The organism is Streptomyces sp. NPDC088147 (assembly GCF_044741565.1).
In the GTDB taxonomy this organism is placed as follows: Bacteria; Actinomycetota; Actinomycetes; order Streptomycetales; family Streptomycetaceae; genus Streptomyces.
Genome location: NZ_JBIUSY010000015.1, coordinates 80,286 through 97,607, shown reverse-complemented (window position 1 = coordinate 97,607; position 17,322 = coordinate 80,286). Strand labels below are relative to the sequence as shown.

6 protein-coding genes are annotated in these 17,322 nt (G+C 70.8%); all 6 read left to right on the top strand.

Going from position 1 to position 17,322, the window contains the following annotated elements:
- Nucleotides 1-12: 12 nt before the first annotated feature.
- Nucleotides 13-1,314: a cytochrome P450 gene (locus tag ACIOGX_RS36605; protein WP_356517877.1), complete on the top strand. Its 1,302-nt coding sequence runs from the start codon at nucleotides 13-15 to the stop codon at nucleotides 1,312-1,314.
- Entirely contained in the window at nucleotides 1,311-1,817 is a 507-nt protein-coding gene (locus ACIOGX_RS36600) for a hypothetical protein (RefSeq protein WP_356517879.1), read from the top strand. The genes ACIOGX_RS36605 and ACIOGX_RS36600 overlap by 4 nt, the downstream gene beginning before the upstream one ends.
- Nucleotides 1,814-2,353, top strand: coding sequence for a DinB family protein (locus ACIOGX_RS36595; RefSeq protein WP_356517881.1), 540 nt, complete (start codon nucleotides 1,814-1,816; stop codon nucleotides 2,351-2,353). Before ACIOGX_RS36600 ends, ACIOGX_RS36595 begins: the two co-directional genes overlap by 4 nt.
- 98 nt (nucleotides 2,354-2,451) lie before the next feature.
- Entirely contained in the window at nucleotides 2,452-3,642 is a 1,191-nt protein-coding gene (locus ACIOGX_RS36590) for a macrolide family glycosyltransferase (RefSeq protein WP_356517883.1), read from the top strand.
- Nucleotides 3,643-3,860: 218 nt separating this feature from the next.
- The gene (locus ACIOGX_RS36585; protein WP_356517885.1) at nucleotides 3,861-5,498 is read left to right on the top strand and encodes a family 1 glycosylhydrolase; all 1,638 of its coding nucleotides are present in this window, start codon (nucleotides 3,861-3,863) and stop codon (nucleotides 5,496-5,498) included.
- Between the two features lie 96 nt (nucleotides 5,499-5,594).
- Nucleotides 5,595-17,243 carry an SDR family NAD(P)-dependent oxidoreductase gene (locus tag ACIOGX_RS36580; RefSeq protein WP_401919053.1) on the top strand — a complete coding sequence of 3,883 codons (11,649 nt, stop codon included), beginning with the start codon at nucleotides 5,595-5,597 and terminating at the stop codon, nucleotides 17,241-17,243.
- The last annotated feature ends 79 nt before the right edge of the window (nucleotides 17,244-17,322 follow it).

Sequence of the window (17,322 nt, the reverse complement as noted above, 5' to 3'; positions counted from 1 at the left end):
GGTAAGCACGCCATGCAATCGCTCGCAGAGATCGATATCACGAGTGAGCAGTTCTACGACGAGAACGGCTACCCGTGGCAGGAGTGGGACCGGCTGCGGGAGGAGTCCCCCGTCCACTGGTACCACCGCCCCGGTTACGAGCCGTTCTGGGCCCTGACCAGACACGAGGACATCTCCTGGGTCGCCCGCAGCACCGACGTCTTCTCCTGCCGCGAGCGCACGGCGATCGAGACCCCGGACGAGATCGAGCCGTGGGAGACGGAGCGCGAGCGCCGCGGCCAGGTCTACGGCCACGTGGCCGACTACCCCGCCGGCCTGGGGTTCATGGACGCGCCGCTGCACCGCCAGGTCCGGCAGGCCATGTACCCCTGCTTCACCCCCAAGGCCATGGCGGCGATGGAGGAGCGCTTCCTCGAGCTCTCCACCTCCTACGTCGCCGACTTCGTGAAGCGGCTGGACGAGCACGGCACCGCGGATGTGGCACACGACCTCGCCGCCCGGCTCCCGCTGGCCGCCATCTTCGAACTGCTGGGGGTGCCCGGCGAGGACTGGGACCACCTCTTCCGCGTCCACCAGGACACCGCCTCCGCCTTCCACAAGGGCTACAAGCAGGAAGAGGGCGAGGAGGCACAGGCCCGCTTCATGCGCGCCATGATCGAGCTGGACCAGTACATGTCCGGTCTCGCGAAGAAGCGCATGGAGGAGGGCGGCAGCAACGGGACCGACGTGCTGAGCCGACTGGCCAAGGCCACCGTGCTCGGCAACCCCCTCGGGTTCCACGACATGTCCTACCAGCTGTTCAACCTGGTGCAGGCGGGCAACGGAACCACACGCAACGCCATCGCCGGCGGGATCAAGGTGCTGCTGGAGAACCCCGACCAGCTGCAGAAGCTGATCGACGACCCCACACTGCTCGACGGCGCCGTGGACGAGATCCTGCGCTGGACCTCGGTCGCCGTGGTGATGGCACGCACCGCCATGAAGGACACCGAGATCCGCGGCCAGAAGATCCGCAAGGGCGAGACCGTGGCCATGTTCTTCCCGGCGGCCAACCGCGACCCGGACGCCTTCCCCGACCCGTACCGCTTCGACATCACCCGCAGCCCGAACCGGCACATCGCCTTCGGCGGCAACGGGGAACACCGCTGCATCGGGGCCGCCCTGGCGAGGACCGAGCTGCGCGCCATGTTCCGTGCCCTGCTGCCCGTGCTGCCGACCCTGGAACTCCACGGCGACTCGAAGATGCTGGTGCTGCGCCTGCTCATCTCCGAGTTCGTGCAGCTCCCGGTCCGCCGCAAGGAGGGCCTGGCATGACGGTGGAACAGAGCCTCGGAACGGAAACCCGGCCGGTGCCCGCCACCATCGAGGAATTCGCCGCGTGCGACGAGTCCGACCTCGAGATCCAGGTGCCCTGGACCGGGCCGGCCATCGACCCGGAAACCGGTGCGCTGAAGGGGCCGCTGCCCGACTCCTACGTCGTGGCCACCTCCGGCGGCTGGCCCAAGCCCGGCGCGATCGAGATCGCCACCGAGCTGAACCGGGTCCTCCTGGAGGAGCTGTGGAAGCGGGAGGGCCTGCTCGCGGCGACGTTCGCCATCTCCCAGAAGTGCTGGATGAGTTCGCGCGCCCTGGCCGTGTGGACGGACGAGGAGGCGCTGATGGGCTTCCTGCAGTCCGAGGGGCACATGAACGCGGTGCGCAAGACGAAGCAGCTCGCGTACGGATGGGAAGGGACGCGCTGGGCGAGCAGCTCGCCGGCCCTTCCCACTTTCGACGAGGTACGGGCCAGGCTGGCCCAGCAGAGGAGGAACAAGTGACGATTACCGAGACGGCGCCCGTAAAAACGGATGCACTGGTCGCGCATTTGCTTCAGGAGTTCGATCTCGCCTACGAGATGATCCTGGAACTCATCGACGGTTTCGACAACGAGACCGCGCGCACCGCGCCGGAAGGCCACATGCCCGCCTTGTGGTTCCTCGGCCACCTGATGTGCTCGAAGGACTATGTCTCGGGGCTTTATCAGGAGGGCGGCATATCCCTTTCCCTCGAATTCTACGACAAATGGGCGGGCGACTGCGACAAGGTCGACTGGGAGGGGGCGCCCTCCCTGGACGAAATGCTCGGCCTCTACAAGCGGATCCACGCGCGGCTGCGTGAACTCGTCGCCACACTGGGCGCGGAGGACCTGCACCGCGAGTGCCCGGTCGAGATTCAAGCCCCGCTTGACGATTACTGGAAGAAGCGTCTCGGGAAGCTCGGGTCCGCGCTCTCCCTGGTACAGATGCATGACGCCTACCACGGCGGTCAGCTAGGAAGTCTGCGTGGAGCCCTCGGAATGACTGTTCCCTTCTGAGGGAGGCCAGTTGTTGACGGAAGCGCCGGCACTGGGCCGCTGGTACAGTGCCGGATTGCCGTCAACGAAATTCGTGTCGTCTTCAGAGAAGGTGTTCGATGACATCTCATATCGCGTTCTTCAACTTTCCCGCATTCGGACATCTGAATCCGACTCTAGGAGTCGTGGAAGAACTCGTTCGACGTGGTCATCGGGTCAGCTGCACCACCACGGATCACTTCGCCCCGGCCATCGAGGCGCTGGGTGCGGAACCGGTCCGTTACACCTCAGTGTTCGGCCAGTACTACACGAACCCCTTCACGCCCGAAGCCATTTCGGGCGAAGGGCTGCGGACGCTCGAAGAGGCGACGTCCCTGGTGAGCCAGGTGGAGGGGTTCTACGGGGACAACCGGCCCGATGTGATCCTCCATGACTTCATGGCGTGGGGAGCCCGCTTCTACGCGGCACAGCAGAACATTCCGACGGTGCGGCTGTTCCCGTCGTACGGAGTGAACGAGCACTTCTCCCTCCAGGCCAAGTTCCCGATGGCCGAGATGACCGACCCCAAGGTCATGGAGATGGTCACCAAGCTCGACGGGATGCTTCCCGGGCTCGGGTTCCCGGGCATGACCTCCATGGAGTTCCTGATGGAGCTGCCGAAGCGCGGCATCATCTTCCTCCCGCGGGACTTCCACTACGACGGGCACACCTTCGACGAGCGGTTCGTGTTCGCGGGACCGTGTCTCGGTGACCGGTCGGCCTTCCAGGGCACGTGGCAGCCCCCGTCGCAGGACCGTCCGGTACTCCTCATCTCCCTCGGCACCGCCGCGACCGGCTGGCCGGAGTTCTTCAGGACCTGCGTCGAGGCCCTCGCGAACTCCCGCTGGGACGTGATGATGGCCGTCGGCGACAACATGAACCCGGCCGAACTCGGCGACCTGCCCGCGAACTTCGACGTACGACGCAGCGTTCCCCAGCTGGACGTGCTCCGCCACGCCGAGTTGTTCATCACGCACGGCGGAATGAACAGCGTCATGGAGTCGCTCTACAACGGCGTCCCGATGATCGTGAACCCGCTGATGAGCGAGCAGCACGCCAACGGGCTCCGCGTCGAGGAGCTCGGTTTCGGCCGGCTCCTCACCCGCGACGACTTCAGCCTCGAAACCCTGCGCAAGGCGATCGACGAGGTGTCCGCGGACAAGTCCGTCGCCGACCGCACACGGGCGATGGGCGAGACGATGCGCAAGGTCGACGGCCCCGCCGTCGCTGCGGACGCCGTCGAGTCGTACCTGGCCGAGGGCACCGGCTGAGTTCGAGGCACGCTCAAGCAGGCGGCGCGATGATGTCGGTGTGGCATCCCGCGAATTCCGTCAGCCGCTGTTGATCCGACCAGGGCGTATTCCCGTCACAACACCGGCCACGTCAACCCGCGCGGGATGACGTGGCCGGTTTTTTCTGTCCGCCGGGTCGAACGCCGGGGAGCCGGCGGCTCGCCACATCAATCCGTCTCCGCAACGAGGAAGACAGCGTGAAACGACTGATAGGCACAACTCTGGCCGCGACCCTGCTCGCCGTGGTCCTCACACCCGGTGCGAGTGCCCAGGGCACAACGACGGCGGACGAGGGCGGGAGCCGGGGCGAGGCGGTGTCCTTCCCGGGCACCGGCTCGCTCTCACAGCCCTCGGGCAAGGGAAGTTTCCGGTTCGGCGTCTCGAGTTCCGCGACGCAGATCGAGGACCGGAACGAGAACAACGACTGGTACCTCTGGAGCAAGCCGGCCCCCGAGGGCCTCGGCAAGAGCCCGTTCGTCGGCGACGGCGTGGGCGGTTACACCCGGGCGCTCGACGATGTCGGCCTCATCAAGGACCTCAACGTGGACTCGTACCGGTTCGGTATCGAGTGGTCCAGGGTCGAGCCCCAGCGCAACAAGATCTCCCAGGCGGCGCTCGACCACTACGGCAAGCAGCTCGACGCGCTCGCCGCCAAGGGCATCCGCCCGATGATCACGCTGCACCACTTCGCCAACCCCGTCTGGGTCGACGACCCGCGGGACCCCGGCTGCAAGAACGGTCCGAGCGACACCAACCTGTGCGGCCTGGACCACCCGCAGGGCGGCGAGCTCGTCGTCAAGGAGATGGCCGAGTTCGCCAAGCTCATCGCCGAACGATTCGGCGACCGCGTCGACGAGTGGGTCACCCTGAACGAGCCGATGGTCTACATGACCTTCGCGCACGCCTTCGGCGCCGGTCCGCCCGGCAAGGCCAACCTGAACACCGCGAACCTGAGCAAGTTCACCATGGCGCAGCGGCGTTACCTCATGGCTCACGTGGCGATGTACAAGGCCATCAAGTCCGCCGACCGGGTCGACGCCGACCGTGACGGCGCGGCGTCCAGCGTCGGTCTGACCGTCGGCGCCCAGGAGTACGTGCCGATCCGCGGCGGCAAGGTCAGCAACGACCCCCGCGACATCGCGGCCCGTGACCGCTACCGCCAGTACACCGATTACGGCTTCGTCGACGCCCTGTGGCGCGGCACGTTCGACAGCGACCTGGACGGCACCGCCGACGAGCGGCACCCCGAGTGGACAGGCACCCTCGACTGGCTCGGCCCCCAGCTGTACGCCCGCATCGGCGTCTCCGCGCCCGGCGCGTCCGGCGGCGGCGACCCGAGCTACCCCGTCCTCGACGTGGACCTGTGCACCACCTCGCCCTGCCTCCCCTACAAGGACCCGTCCTACTTCGTGCCGGCGATGAACTACGAGGCGTCCACGCAGGGCCTGGCCGGGGTGCTGAAGGAGTACGGCAACCGCTACCGCGGGCTGCCGCTCCTGGTGAGCGAGTCCGGCATCGCGACGGAGAACGGCGCACGCCGGTCCCAGCACATCGTGCGCACCCTGGAGCAGATCTCCCAGGCACGTGCCGCCGGGGTCGACGTCCGCGGGTACTACCACTGGAGCCTGCTCGACAACTTCGAGTGGCTCTCGGGCTACTCGGCACGCTTCGGGCTCTACCAGGTGGACCGCACCACCATGGAACGCATCCCGACGAGCTCGGTGCCGCTCTACCGGGAGATCGCCCGGTCGCGTTCCCTGTCCCCGCAGACCAGGCAGGAATTCGGTGGTTCGGGGCCGCTTGCCCCGGAGACAGCGGGCAGCACCGCCCGCTGACGCCGCACGAACACACCGGGGGGCCGCTCCGTCCGGGACGGCTCCCCGTGTCCCCCTCCGCGCCGGAAGTCCGGTTCGACGAGCAAGGAAGAGCAGATGAGCTTTGCCCAGCTGAACAGTGGTGCAGCCGCCTCCCAGCCGGGGGCCGAGGACATCGCCGGCTTCCTGCGCGACATCGTCGCGACAGCCCTCGACGTGCGGCCGGAAACCGTCGATACCGACCGGCCCCTGCGCGACCTCGGACTGGACTCCGTCCGGATCCTGTCCCTCGTGACGGCACTGTCGGAACACCTCGGACGCCCCGTGCCCGGCTGGACGGTGTGGCAGTACCCCACCATCGCCGCACTCTCCGCCCACCTCACAGGGCACACCACACCCCCCGCCGCCGCACCACCGGCCGGCCGGGGACACACCGCCGCGGACGAGGCCATCGCCATCGTCGGCCTCGGCTGCCGCCTGCCCGGCGGCATCGAGACCCCCGAGGCGCTCTGGGAGAGCCTGCGCGACGGACTCGACGCGATCCGCGAGGTCCCGGCCGACCGCTGGAACGCCCACGACTGGCTCGACCCCGACCCCCGCGCACCCGGCAGGATGAACACCCGCTGGGGAGGCTTCCTCGACGACATCGCCGGGTTCGACGCCGAACTGTTCCGGATCTCGCCCGCCGAGGCGAAGCACATGGACCCCCAGCAGCGCATGGCCCTCGAAGTCGCCTGGGCCGCCTTCGAAGACGCCCGCATCGTCGCCTCGGACCTCTCCGGCACCCGCACCGGCATCTACTTCGGCACCATGGCACAGGAATACCACCTGGCCACCGGCGCCGACGCCGACACCATCGGGACCCACTCCGCCGCCGGCTGGGACAACTCCATCATCCCGGCACGCATCGCCTACACCCTGGGCCTCCACGGCCCCGCCATGGCCGTCGCGACCGCGTGCAGCTCCTCCCTCACCGCCACCCACCTCGCCGTGCAGAGCCTGCGCCGCGGCGAGACCGACCTCGCCCTGGCCGGCGGCGTCAACGTCATGCTGCACCCCAACACCACCGTCGCCATGACCAAGTTCGGCGGCATGAACCCGGACGGCCAGTGCCGCGCCTTCGACGCCGGCGCCAACGGCTACGTACGAGGCGAAGGATGCGGCGTCGTCGTCCTGCGCAGACTCTCCGACGCCCTGGCCGCGGGCGACCGCGTGTACGCGGTGATCCGCGGCACCGCCGTCAACAACGACGGCGCCTCCAACGGACTCACCGCCCCCAACCCGCTGGCCCAGGTCGACGTCCTGCGCACCGCCTGGCAGGACGCGGACATCGACCCCAAGGACGTCTCCTACGTGGAGGCACACGGCACCGGCACCCTCCTCGGCGACCCCATCGAGGCCGACGCACTGGGCACCGTATTCGCCGAAGGCCGGGACCAGCCACTGCACCTGGGCTCCGCCAAGACGAACTTCGGCCACCTGGAGCCCGCGGCCGGCGTCACCGGACTCCTCAAGACCGCCCTGTCCCTCTACCACGGCGAACTGCCCGCCAGCCTGCACTTCGACGTACCCAACCCGCACATCGACTTCGACGGCAACAAACTCCAGGTCGTCACCGAACACCGGCCCTGGCCCGCCGTCCGCCGCCGCTACGCCGGCGTCAGCGGCTTCGGCTTCGGCGGCACCAACGCCCATATCGCCCTCGAAGAGGCCCCCTACAGCCGTCGCCGCCTCGTCCCCGTCACCGCCGCGAGCGAGAGCGCGCTGCACGACGCCGTCGCCGGCCTCGGCGCCCGGGACGACACCGCCACCGGCCCGTACGCGACACCGGCCCACGACGCCGGAACCCACCGGGCGGTCGCCGCCCTGACCCCGGCCGGCGGTGCCGGACTCATCGCCGGCCCCGGCCGCTCCACCGAGCGGCCCCCGCTCGCCTTCTTCTTCTCCGGCCACGGCGCACAGTGGATCGGCATGGGCCGAGACCTGCTCTCCGAACGCGCCTTCCGCGCCGCCCTCGACGCCTGCGACCGGGCGGTCGCCGCACATACCGGCTGGTCGGTGACCGGCGAACTCCTCGCCGGCGGCAGCCGCTCGCGGCTCGACCGCACCGATGTCGTCCAGCCCGTCCTCTTCTCCGTCCAGGTCGCCCTCGCCCGCACCCTCGCCGCCTGGGGCATGGAGCCCGACACCGTCTTCGGCCAGAGCATCGGAGAGGTGGCCGCCGCCGTCGTCGCGGGCGCCCTCCCCCTGGACGAGGGCGCCCGGCTCATCACCACCTGGTCCGCGCTGATCGCCGAACGCGCCTCCGGACACGGCGCCCTCCTCGTCTGCGACCTCACCGCCGACGAGGCCGCCCGGCCGGCCGCCGACGACCGCGGGCTCTCCGTCGCCGGACACCTCGCACCGGACCAGGTCTGCCTGTCCGGGCCCACGGACGCCGTCGCCGCCGTGGAACGGGAACTGTCCGAGAACGGCGTACACACCGCACGCGTCAACATCGACTACGCGTCCCACAGCGCACAGCTGGAGGACCTCGCACCCGAACTCGTCCACCGGCTCGGCACCCTGCGCACCGGCGTCGCGTCCGTCCCCTTCTGGTCGACCGTCGACGACGGCTTCGTCGACGGCACCGCGCTCGGCACCGAGTACTGGGCACGCAACATGTGCCGGCCCATGCTGGTGGCCGAGGCGGTCACCGCACTCGCCCGGACCGAGCCCGCCGCCGCGCGCGGACTGCGCATCGTCGAGATCGCCCCGCACCCCGTCGCCCAGCACTCCTTCGAGCGGACACTCGCCACGCTCGACGACACCCGCCACGCCGCCCTCGCCACCTGCCGGCGCGACCGGCCCGCCCGCCGGAGCCTGGAGGACCTGGCCGCCCGCCTGTGGTGCGAGGGCCACGACATCGACTGGACGGCCGTCCACGGCCGCTCCGACCGGCCCGCACCCACGACACCCGTCGTCCTCACGGTGTCCGGCAAGTCCCAGGAGGCACGGGCCGAGAACGCCGCGAGGCTCGCCGGCCACCTGGCGGGCAGACCCGATCCGGAACTGCTCGACATCGCCTACAGCGCCGCGCACCACCGCGCCCACCTGGAGCACCGGGCGAGCGCCGTGGCGAACACCACCGCCCAGGCACGGGAAGCCCTGCTGGCGCTGGCGGAGGGCCGGGCGCACCGTGACGTCGTCGAGGGTTCCTCCGCCGGCGGTGATCTGGCGGTGCTGTTCACGGGACAGGGCAGCCAGCGCATCGCGATGGGCCGTCAGCTGTACGGGGCGCTCCCGGTGTTCCGGGAAGCGTTCGACGAGGTCTGCGCGGCGCTGGAACCGCATCTGCGGATGCCGCTGGCCGCGGTGGTGTTCGCCCCCGAGGACAGCGCGGACGCGGTGCTCGTACACGAGACGGAGTTCACGCAGCCAGGACTGTTCGCGGTCGAGGTGGCGCTGTTCCGGCTGTGGGAGTCCTGGGGTGTCGTGCCGGGCGCGGTGGCCGGCCACTCGGTGGGCGAACTGGCCGCCGCCCATGTGGCGGGGGTGCTGGACCTCGCGGACGCGGCGCGGCTGGTGGCCGCACGCGGCCGGCTGATGCAGGACTGCGAGCGCGGTGGCGCCATGGCGTCGGTGGAGGCGCCGGAGCCGGAGGTCCTGGACGTCCTCGCGGGTGCCGCGGGACGGGTGTCGGTGGCGGGACTGAACGGCCCGGCGCAGACGGTCGTCAGCGGTGACACGGCCGCGGTGACGGCGGTGGTGGAGCACTTCGCGGGACTGGGCAGGCGCACCCGGAGGCTGGAGGTGTCGCACGCCTTCCACTCGCCGCACATGGACACGATGCTCGACGCGTACCGGGAGGTCGTGGAGACCTGCGCGTTCGCCGCCCCGCGGATCACGTTCGTATCGACCGTGACGGGCGGGCCGGTGTCGGGGGAGGAGCTGTCCGACCCCGGCTACTGGGTGCGCCAGGTCCGTGACGGGGTGCGTTTCCTGGACGCGATACGGTCCCTGGAACGGGCCGGGATATCGCGTTACCTGGAGTGCGGCCCGGCGGGCGTGCTGTCCGCGATGGGCGCGGGATGTGTGGAACGCGAGGCGGTGTTCACCGCCTCGCAGCGTGCCGCCCGCGGCACGGACGAACCGGTCGACGAAGTCCGCTCCCTGCTCCTGGCACTGGGCGCGGTCCACGTCTCGGGCCAGCACATCGCCTGGGACCGGGTCCTGTCCGGCGGAACACCCGTGGACCTGCCCACCTACGCCTTCCGGCGCAAGAACCACTGGATCGAACCGAAGGCCGGGAAGAACGCCGGGAGGAACACCGGCCACGGACACCCGCACGCCGACGACGCCCTGTGGCAGGCCGTCGGCAGCGGAGAGAGCGAACGCCTCTCCGAACTCCTCGGAGTGCCCGACAACTCCGCCGCCGCCACCCTCCTGCCCTACCTCGCCACCTGGCGCGAACAGCAGACCAGGGCCGGCGAAGTCGCCGACTGGAGCTACCAGGAGACCTGGCAGCCCTCCCCGGTGGCACGCACCGCGCCACTGCCGCGCGGCCACTGGCTGATCGTCGCCCCCGCCGCCGCACAGCACCTCGCCGGACAACTGGCCGGGGCACTGACCGGCGCGGGCGCATCCCCGCACCTCCTGACCGCCGACACCGACACAGACACCGGCGCCGGTGCCGTCCGTGCCACGTACGCCGCGTCGATCGGCGACCTGACCGCGGAACTCGGCGACCAGCCACTGCGCGGCATCCTCGCCCTCACCGCCGCCGACACCACCCCCCACCCCGGCCACCCCACCGTGACCACGGGCGCCGCCCGGAGCCTCGCGCTCGTCCAGGCACTGGGCGACGCCTCGGTACGAGCCCCCCTCTGGTTCGTGACCCAGGGCGCCGTCCACACCCACGACACCGACCCCGCCCCCAGCCCCGCCCACGCCCTCATCTGGGGACTGGGCCACGTCATCGCCCTCGAGTACCCGAACCGCTGGGGCGGACTCCTCGACCTGCCCGCCGAACCCGACACGGCGACCACCCGCCGGCTCCTGGCCACCCTCGCCGCCCACGGCACCCCGGACGCCGAAGAGCACGTGGCGCTGCGCACCACCGGACGTCTCGTCCGCAGGCTCCGCCGCACCCCACCCACCGCCACCGCACACCCCTGGACACCACGCGGCACCATCCTGATCACCGGAGGCAGCGGCGCCCTCGCCGCTCACCTCGCCCGACGCCTCGCCGAACGCGGCGCCGAACACCTCGTCCTGGTATCCCGCCGCGGACCCGAAGCCGAAGGAGCCCCCGCACTCACCACCGCACTCCAGGCCGCGGGCGCCCGCGTCACCCTCGTCTCCTGCGACGTCACCGACCGGCGCCGGCTCAGCGAACTCCTCACCGCCCTCGACCACGACGAGGCACCCCTGCGCGCCGTCTTCCACACCGCGGGCATCCTCGACGACCGCCTCCTCGACCGCCTGGACACCGAAGCCCTCGCCACCGCCGCCGCCCCCAAACTCACCGCCGCCACCCACCTGCACGACCTCACCCGCGACCGCGACCTCGACGCCTTCGTCCTGTACACCTCGGTCATCGGCGTCCTCGGCAACATCGGCCAGGCCAACTACGCCATGGCCAACGCGGCCCTGGACGCCCTCGCCGCACAGCGCAGAGCCGAAGGCCTGCCCGCCGTCTCCATCGGCTGGGGCCCCTGGGCCGACGGCGGCATGACCCACGGCGCCGCCGAGAACCAACTGCGCCGCATCGGCCTCGAACCGATGCGCGCCGAGCGCGCCCTGGACGCCCTCGACACGGCCCTCGCCCACGGCGGCACCACCGTGATCGCCAAAATCGACTGGACGCGGGCGGCCACCGCCTACACCGAGAACGGCGGCCGACCCCTCCTGCGGGACATCCCCGAAGCACGCGCCGCCACCGCCGACACCCCGCCCGACCAGGACAACCCACTGCGCACCACCCTGCTCGGACTCGCCGAGGACGCCCGCGAGGACCATCTGCGCGCCCTCCTCGCGACCGAGGCCGCAGCGGTACTCGGCGTGGCCGAACCCGCATCACTCGACCCCGAACGCGGGTTCAGGGACCTCGGCTTCGACTCGATGATGGCCGTCGACCTCAGCGCCCGCGTACAGAAACGCACCGGAGTCATCACCCCCAAGACCCTGATCTTCGACCACCCGAACCTGGCAGCCGCCGCACAATGGCTCCTCGGCGAACTCGCCCCCGCCCTCACGGACACCTCCGACACCCCCACCACACACCGCACCGACGAACCCCTCGCCATCGTCGGCGTCGGACTGCGCATGCCGGGCGACGCCCACGACCTGGACAGCCTCTGGGACGTCCTCGCCGAAGGCCGCGACACGGTCAGCGAGGTCCCGGCCGACCGCTTTGACATCGACGCCTTCTACGACCCGGACCCGGACGCCGAGGGCAGGACATACGCCCGCCACGCCTCCTTCCTCGGCGACGTGGCCCACTTCGACGCCTCCTTCTTCGGCATCAGCCCGCGCGAAGCCGAACCGATGGACCCCCAGCACCGACTGCTCCTCGAAACGGCCTGGAACTCCCTGGAGAACGCGGGCATCCGCCCGCGCGAACTGCGCGACACCCGCACCGGTGTCTTCGTGGGCGCCGGCGTCGGCGAATACGGCAAGTACCGCCAGAACACCACCCCCGACACCTACACCCTGACCGGCACCCTGCCCAGCTTCAACGCGGGCCGCCTCTCCTACCACCTCGGACTCCAGGGCCCCGCACTGTCCGTCGACACCGCGTGCTCCTCGTCACTGGTCGCACTGCATCTGGCCTGTGAGGCACTGCGCAACGACGAATGCGAACTGGCACTCGCGGGCGGCGTCCAACTCCTCGCGGACCCCGGCGCGTTCGTCGCACTCAGCCGCTCGCACGCCCTCTCCTCGGACGGCCGCAGCAAGGCCTTCTCCGCCGACGCCGACGGGTACGGGCGCGGCGAAGGCGTCGGCGTGATCGCCGTCATGCGGCTCTCCGACGCACTCGCACACCACCGCACGGTCCTGGGCGTCATCCGCGCCACAGCCATCAACCACGACGGCGCCAGCAGCGGCATCACCGCTCCCAACGGCTCCTCCCAGCAGAAAGTCATCCGCGCGGCCCTCCGCTCGGCCGGACTGTCCGCCGGGGACATCGACTACGTCGAGTGCCACGGCACCGGCACACCACTGGGCGACCCCATCGAGGTACAGGCACTGGCCGCCGTATACGGGGAGGGCCGCGAGCCGAGGCGGGAACTCGGACTCGGCACGGCGAAGAGCGTCATCGGACACCTGGAATCGGCGGCAGGCATCGCCGGCATCTGCAAGATGCTCGCCTCCTTCAAGAAGGACGCACTGCCCGGCACACGGCACAGCTCACCGCGCAACCCGAACATCGCCTGGGACGACCTGCCGGTACGAGTGGTCGACGAACTCACCCCCTGGGCACGGGATACGGCGCGCCCACGTCGTGCGGGCGTATCGTCCTTCGGCCTCAGCGGCACCAACGCGCACGTCATCGTCGAGGAGCCGCCGCTCGCCGAGCCGACCGAAGCGGCGGCCACGGACAGCCGGCCGTTCCCCGTGGTGCTGTCCGGCCGGAACGAGAGCGCGGTAAGAGAGCAGGCGGGGCGCTGGGCGTCCTGGCTGTCCGGTCGTGAGGACGTCCGGCTGGCGGATGTGGCGGTGACGGCGGCTCGTCATCGTTCGCATTTCGAGTCGCGGGCGAGTGTGGTGGCGGCCGATTCCGCTGGGTTGGTCGAGGGCCTCACGGCGCTGGCCGCGGGCGGTGCGCATGAGTCGGTGGTCACGGGCTCCGCGGAGCGTCGCGGGAAGGTCGTCTTCGTCTACCCCGGCCAGGGTTCGCAGTGGGTCGGTATGGGGCGTGAACTCCTCGCCACCAGTGCGGTGTTCGCCGAGGCAGTCGATGCATGTGATGCGGCGCTGAGGCCGTTCACGGGCTGGTCGGTGCGTGAGGTGCTGGCGGGGGAGGAGGGGGAGCATCCGCCGTTCGACCGGGTGGACGTAGTTCAGCCGGCCCTGTTCGCGATGGGTGTCGCGCTCTCCGCCCTCTGGCGTTCGTTGGGTGTGGAGCCGTCGGCGGTCGTGGGCCATTCGCAGGGCGAGGTCGTCGCCGCGGTGGTCAGCGGCGCTCTCACTCTGGAACAGGGCGCGCAGATCGTCGCCCAGCGCTCCCGGGCGGTACTGGCGTGCGCGGGCCAGGGCGGTATGGCCCTGATCGAGCGTCCCGTCGCCGAGGTCGAGGAATCCCTCGCCCCGTACGGGGAGGCCCTGTCGGTGGCGGCGGTCAACACGACGGGGTCGACCGTGATCTCGGGCCAGGCGGACGCGATCGCCCGGATCGTCACGGAATTGCAGGACCAGGGGGTGTACGCCCGCAAGATCAACGTGGATTACGCCTCCCACAACGCGCAGATGGATCCGCTGCTGCCTGATCTGGCATCCGGGTTCGAAGGAATCGTGCCGGGGCGGGCGGACATCCCCTTCTACTCCACCGTCACCGGACAGATCGCCGACGGGGCGGAGCTGGACGGGGGGTACTGGTGCCGGAATCTGCGGGAGCCGGTCCGTTTCGACCGGGCACTGACCAGACTGCTGGACGACGGCCACGGTGTCTTCGTCGAGATCTCCGCGCACCCCGTCCTGTCGATGCCGCTCACCGACGGCAGCGCCGGGCAGGGCGGCATCGTCGTCGGCTCGCTCGCCCGTGACCACGGCACCGCCGCCCAGTTGCTACGCAACCTGAGCCTGCTCCACGTCCAGGGACACCCACTCGACTGGGACCACGCCCTGGGTACCGACACCGGCTCACTGCTGGACCTCCCCACCTACGCCTTCCAGCGCGAGCACTACTGGCTGCCCGTCCCGAAGACCACAGGTGACGCCGCGTCCCTCGGCCTCGAAGCCTCACCGCATCCCTGGCTGGGCGCACTGACCCCGCTGGCCGACGGCGAAGGACACCTCCTCACCGGCCGCCTGTCCCTCACCGACCACCCATGGCTCAAGGACCACACCGTCTTCGGCTCGGCCATCGTCCCCGGCACAGGCCTGCTCGAACTGGCCACCGCGGCCGCCCACGAGGCCGGCGCGGACGGAGTCGCCGAACTGACCCTGGCCGAACCACTGGTCATCGACGACGCCGTACGGATCCAGATCACCGTCGGTGCCCCCGGCCCGGACGGCCGCCGCCCGGTCACCATCCACGCACGCCCCGAGAACACACAGGGCGACTGGACCCGCCACGCCACCGGCACACTGAGGCAAGAGACCGCGGACACCACGGCAGACACCTTCGCGGAACTGCGCCGATGGCCGGTGACCGGGGCCGAGCGGGTCGAACTCGATGGCTTCTACGACCGGTTCGGCGCCCAGGGCATCGACTACGGCCCCGTCTTCCAGGGGCTGACCGAGCTGTGGCGCAAGGGCAGCACCGCATACGGCGTCGTACGCCTGCCGGAGACCACCGCGAGCGCGGACTACCACCTTCACCCGGCACTCCTCGACACAGCCCTGCACATCATGAAGGGCGTCACCGCCCCCAACGGCGAGCAGGAACCGGAAGGCGCCCTGCTGCCCTTCGAGTGGACGGACGTCGAGCTGTACGCGGCGGGCAGCGGCGAACTACGGGTCCGTGTCGACGTCGAGCCGACCGAGACCGGCCAGGAGATCCGGGTATGGGCCTCCGACACGACGGGCGAGCCCGTCGTACGGATCGGCGCCCTGCATCTGCGCCGGGCGACAGCAGAACAGCTCCGCTCGGCGCGGACCGCCGGCGCCGACGGCCTCCACCGCCTGGAGTTCCAGCCGGTGACGGCCCCCGCCCCGCAGGGCGCGGTCGCGGACGCCGTACTGACCGGCTCCGGCGAACTCGCCGAACTCCTCGGCGTACCCACCCTGCCCGACCTCGACGCACTGACCGCCCGGCTCGGCTCCGGCCCGCAGCCACCCGCCCGGGTCGTCGTCGACACGACCGGCCGGCCCCCCTTCTCCAGCGAGCCCGAGGCCGCCTACAAGGCGACCGAGTACGTCCTCGCACAGCTCCAGGAACTGCTGTCCGAGGAGCGGCTCGCATCGACGGAACTCGTCTGGATCACCCGGGGCAGCGTTGCCGCGGCCCCGGGCGACCGGCTCGACGGGCTGCCGTACGCGCCGCTGTGGGGACTCATCAGGACTGCCCGCGCCGAACACCCCGAGCGTGGCCTCCGCCTGATCGACCTCGGCCCGGACGACGCGGACCGGGACGCGCTCGCCCGCGCCCTCGCCGTCACCGGCGAACCCGAACTCGCGGTCCGAGACGGTGAGGTGCTCGCCGCCCGTCTGGTGCGCGAAGCCGCCACGGACGACGCGGCCATCGCACGGCCGCTCGACCCCGAGGGCACCGTACTGATCACCGGCGGCCTGGGCGAACTCGGCCGCGAGACCGCCCGGCACCTCGTACGCCACCACGGCGTCCGCCACCTGGTGCTGACCTCCCGACGCGGCGCCGAAGCCCCCGGGGCCGCCGAACTCATCCACGATCTCGAAGAAGAAGGTGCGGAATGCGTACGTGTGGTGGCCTGTGATGTCACTCGGCGAGATGACGTGGCGCAGGTGCTCGGTCTTGCTGAGAAGGACCGGCCCTGGACGGCTGTCCTGCACCTCGCGGGAATTCTGGACGATGGCGTTCTTCTCGGCCAGGACGCGGAGAGACTCTCCCGCGTAATGGCCCCGAAGGTGAAGGGCGCCCTTCACCTGGACGAACTCACCCAGGACCTCGGCCTTGCCGCCTTCGTCCTCTTCTCCTCCGCGGCCGGCACCGTCGGCACGGCGGGCCAGAGCATCTACGGCGCGGCCAACACCTATCTCGACGCCTTCGCCGCCCGGCGACGGGCGGAGGGGCGGCCGGTCACCGCTCTCGCCTGGGGGCTGTGGCACCAGGCAGGCGTGGGCATGACCTCGCACCTGGGCGCGGTGGAACTGGACCGCATGCGCCGCCAGGGCATCGCCCCGCTCCCCTTCGAGCAGGGCCTGGCCCTCCTCGACGTGGCGCTCGCCCGCCCCGCCGACAACCACGTCCCCGTGAAACTCGACCTGCGGGCGGTACAGCGGGCGGCGGAGCAGGGCCACGACGTCCCCGCCCTGTTCCGCACACTCGTACGGCCGCGACTGCGCCGCGCGCCCTCCGCCGCCACGGCGACGAGCCCGGCCGGCCTGCGCGAACAACTGCTGGCCGCGCCCGAGGACCAGCGCCCGGAACGCGTGACGGAAATGGTGCTGCGCGAGGTCGCCACCGTGCTCGGCGTGAGCGGGGGCGGTTCGCTCTCGCCACAGCAGGTCCTCAAGGACCTGGGCCTCGACTCCCTGATGGCGGTCGAGCTGCGACGCCGCCTGTCGGCCGAGAGCGGCATCTCCCTGCCCGCGACGCTCGCCTTCGACTATCCGACCCCCGACCACATCGCCCGGCTGATCCTCGGCCGGATGGACCTGCCGACGGAGGCACCCGCGACCGGCGCGTCCGGGACCGAGGCCCCCGAGTCCGTGCTCGGCTGGGTCCTGGAACAGCTCTCCGCCGACCGGATCCACAGCAGCGGACTGCTGGAACAGCTCGTCGAACTGGCCCGGCAGGAAGCCCCCGGCACCGCGGCGGTCGCCACGATGCCGATCGCACCGGCCGAGGAGGAGCGTTCGGTGGACGCCATCAACGCCGAGCTGAACGCACTGCTGGAGGCATCAGGGCTGGACCTCGACTGACCCCCTCCCGGCCACGGCGAACGGCCGCGGACAGACCACCTGTCGAGCCCATGAGAGGCACGGAGGGCCCCGGCGATCA

Excerpts from the sequence above, each read along its gene's own strand:
- ACIOGX_RS36605 (WP_356517877.1), top strand. The coding sequence starts at position 13 with ATGCAATCGCTCGCAGAGATCGATATCACGAGTGAGCAGTTCTACGAC.
- ACIOGX_RS36600 (WP_356517879.1), top strand. The coding sequence starts at position 1,311 with ATGACGGTGGAACAGAGCCTCGGAACGGAAACCCGGCCGGTGCCCGCC.
- ACIOGX_RS36590 (WP_356517883.1), top strand. The coding sequence starts at position 2,452 with ATGACATCTCATATCGCGTTCTTCAACTTTCCCGCATTCGGACATCTG.
- ACIOGX_RS36580 (WP_401919053.1), top strand. The coding sequence starts at position 5,595 with ATGAGCTTTGCCCAGCTGAACAGTGGTGCAGCCGCCTCCCAGCCGGGG.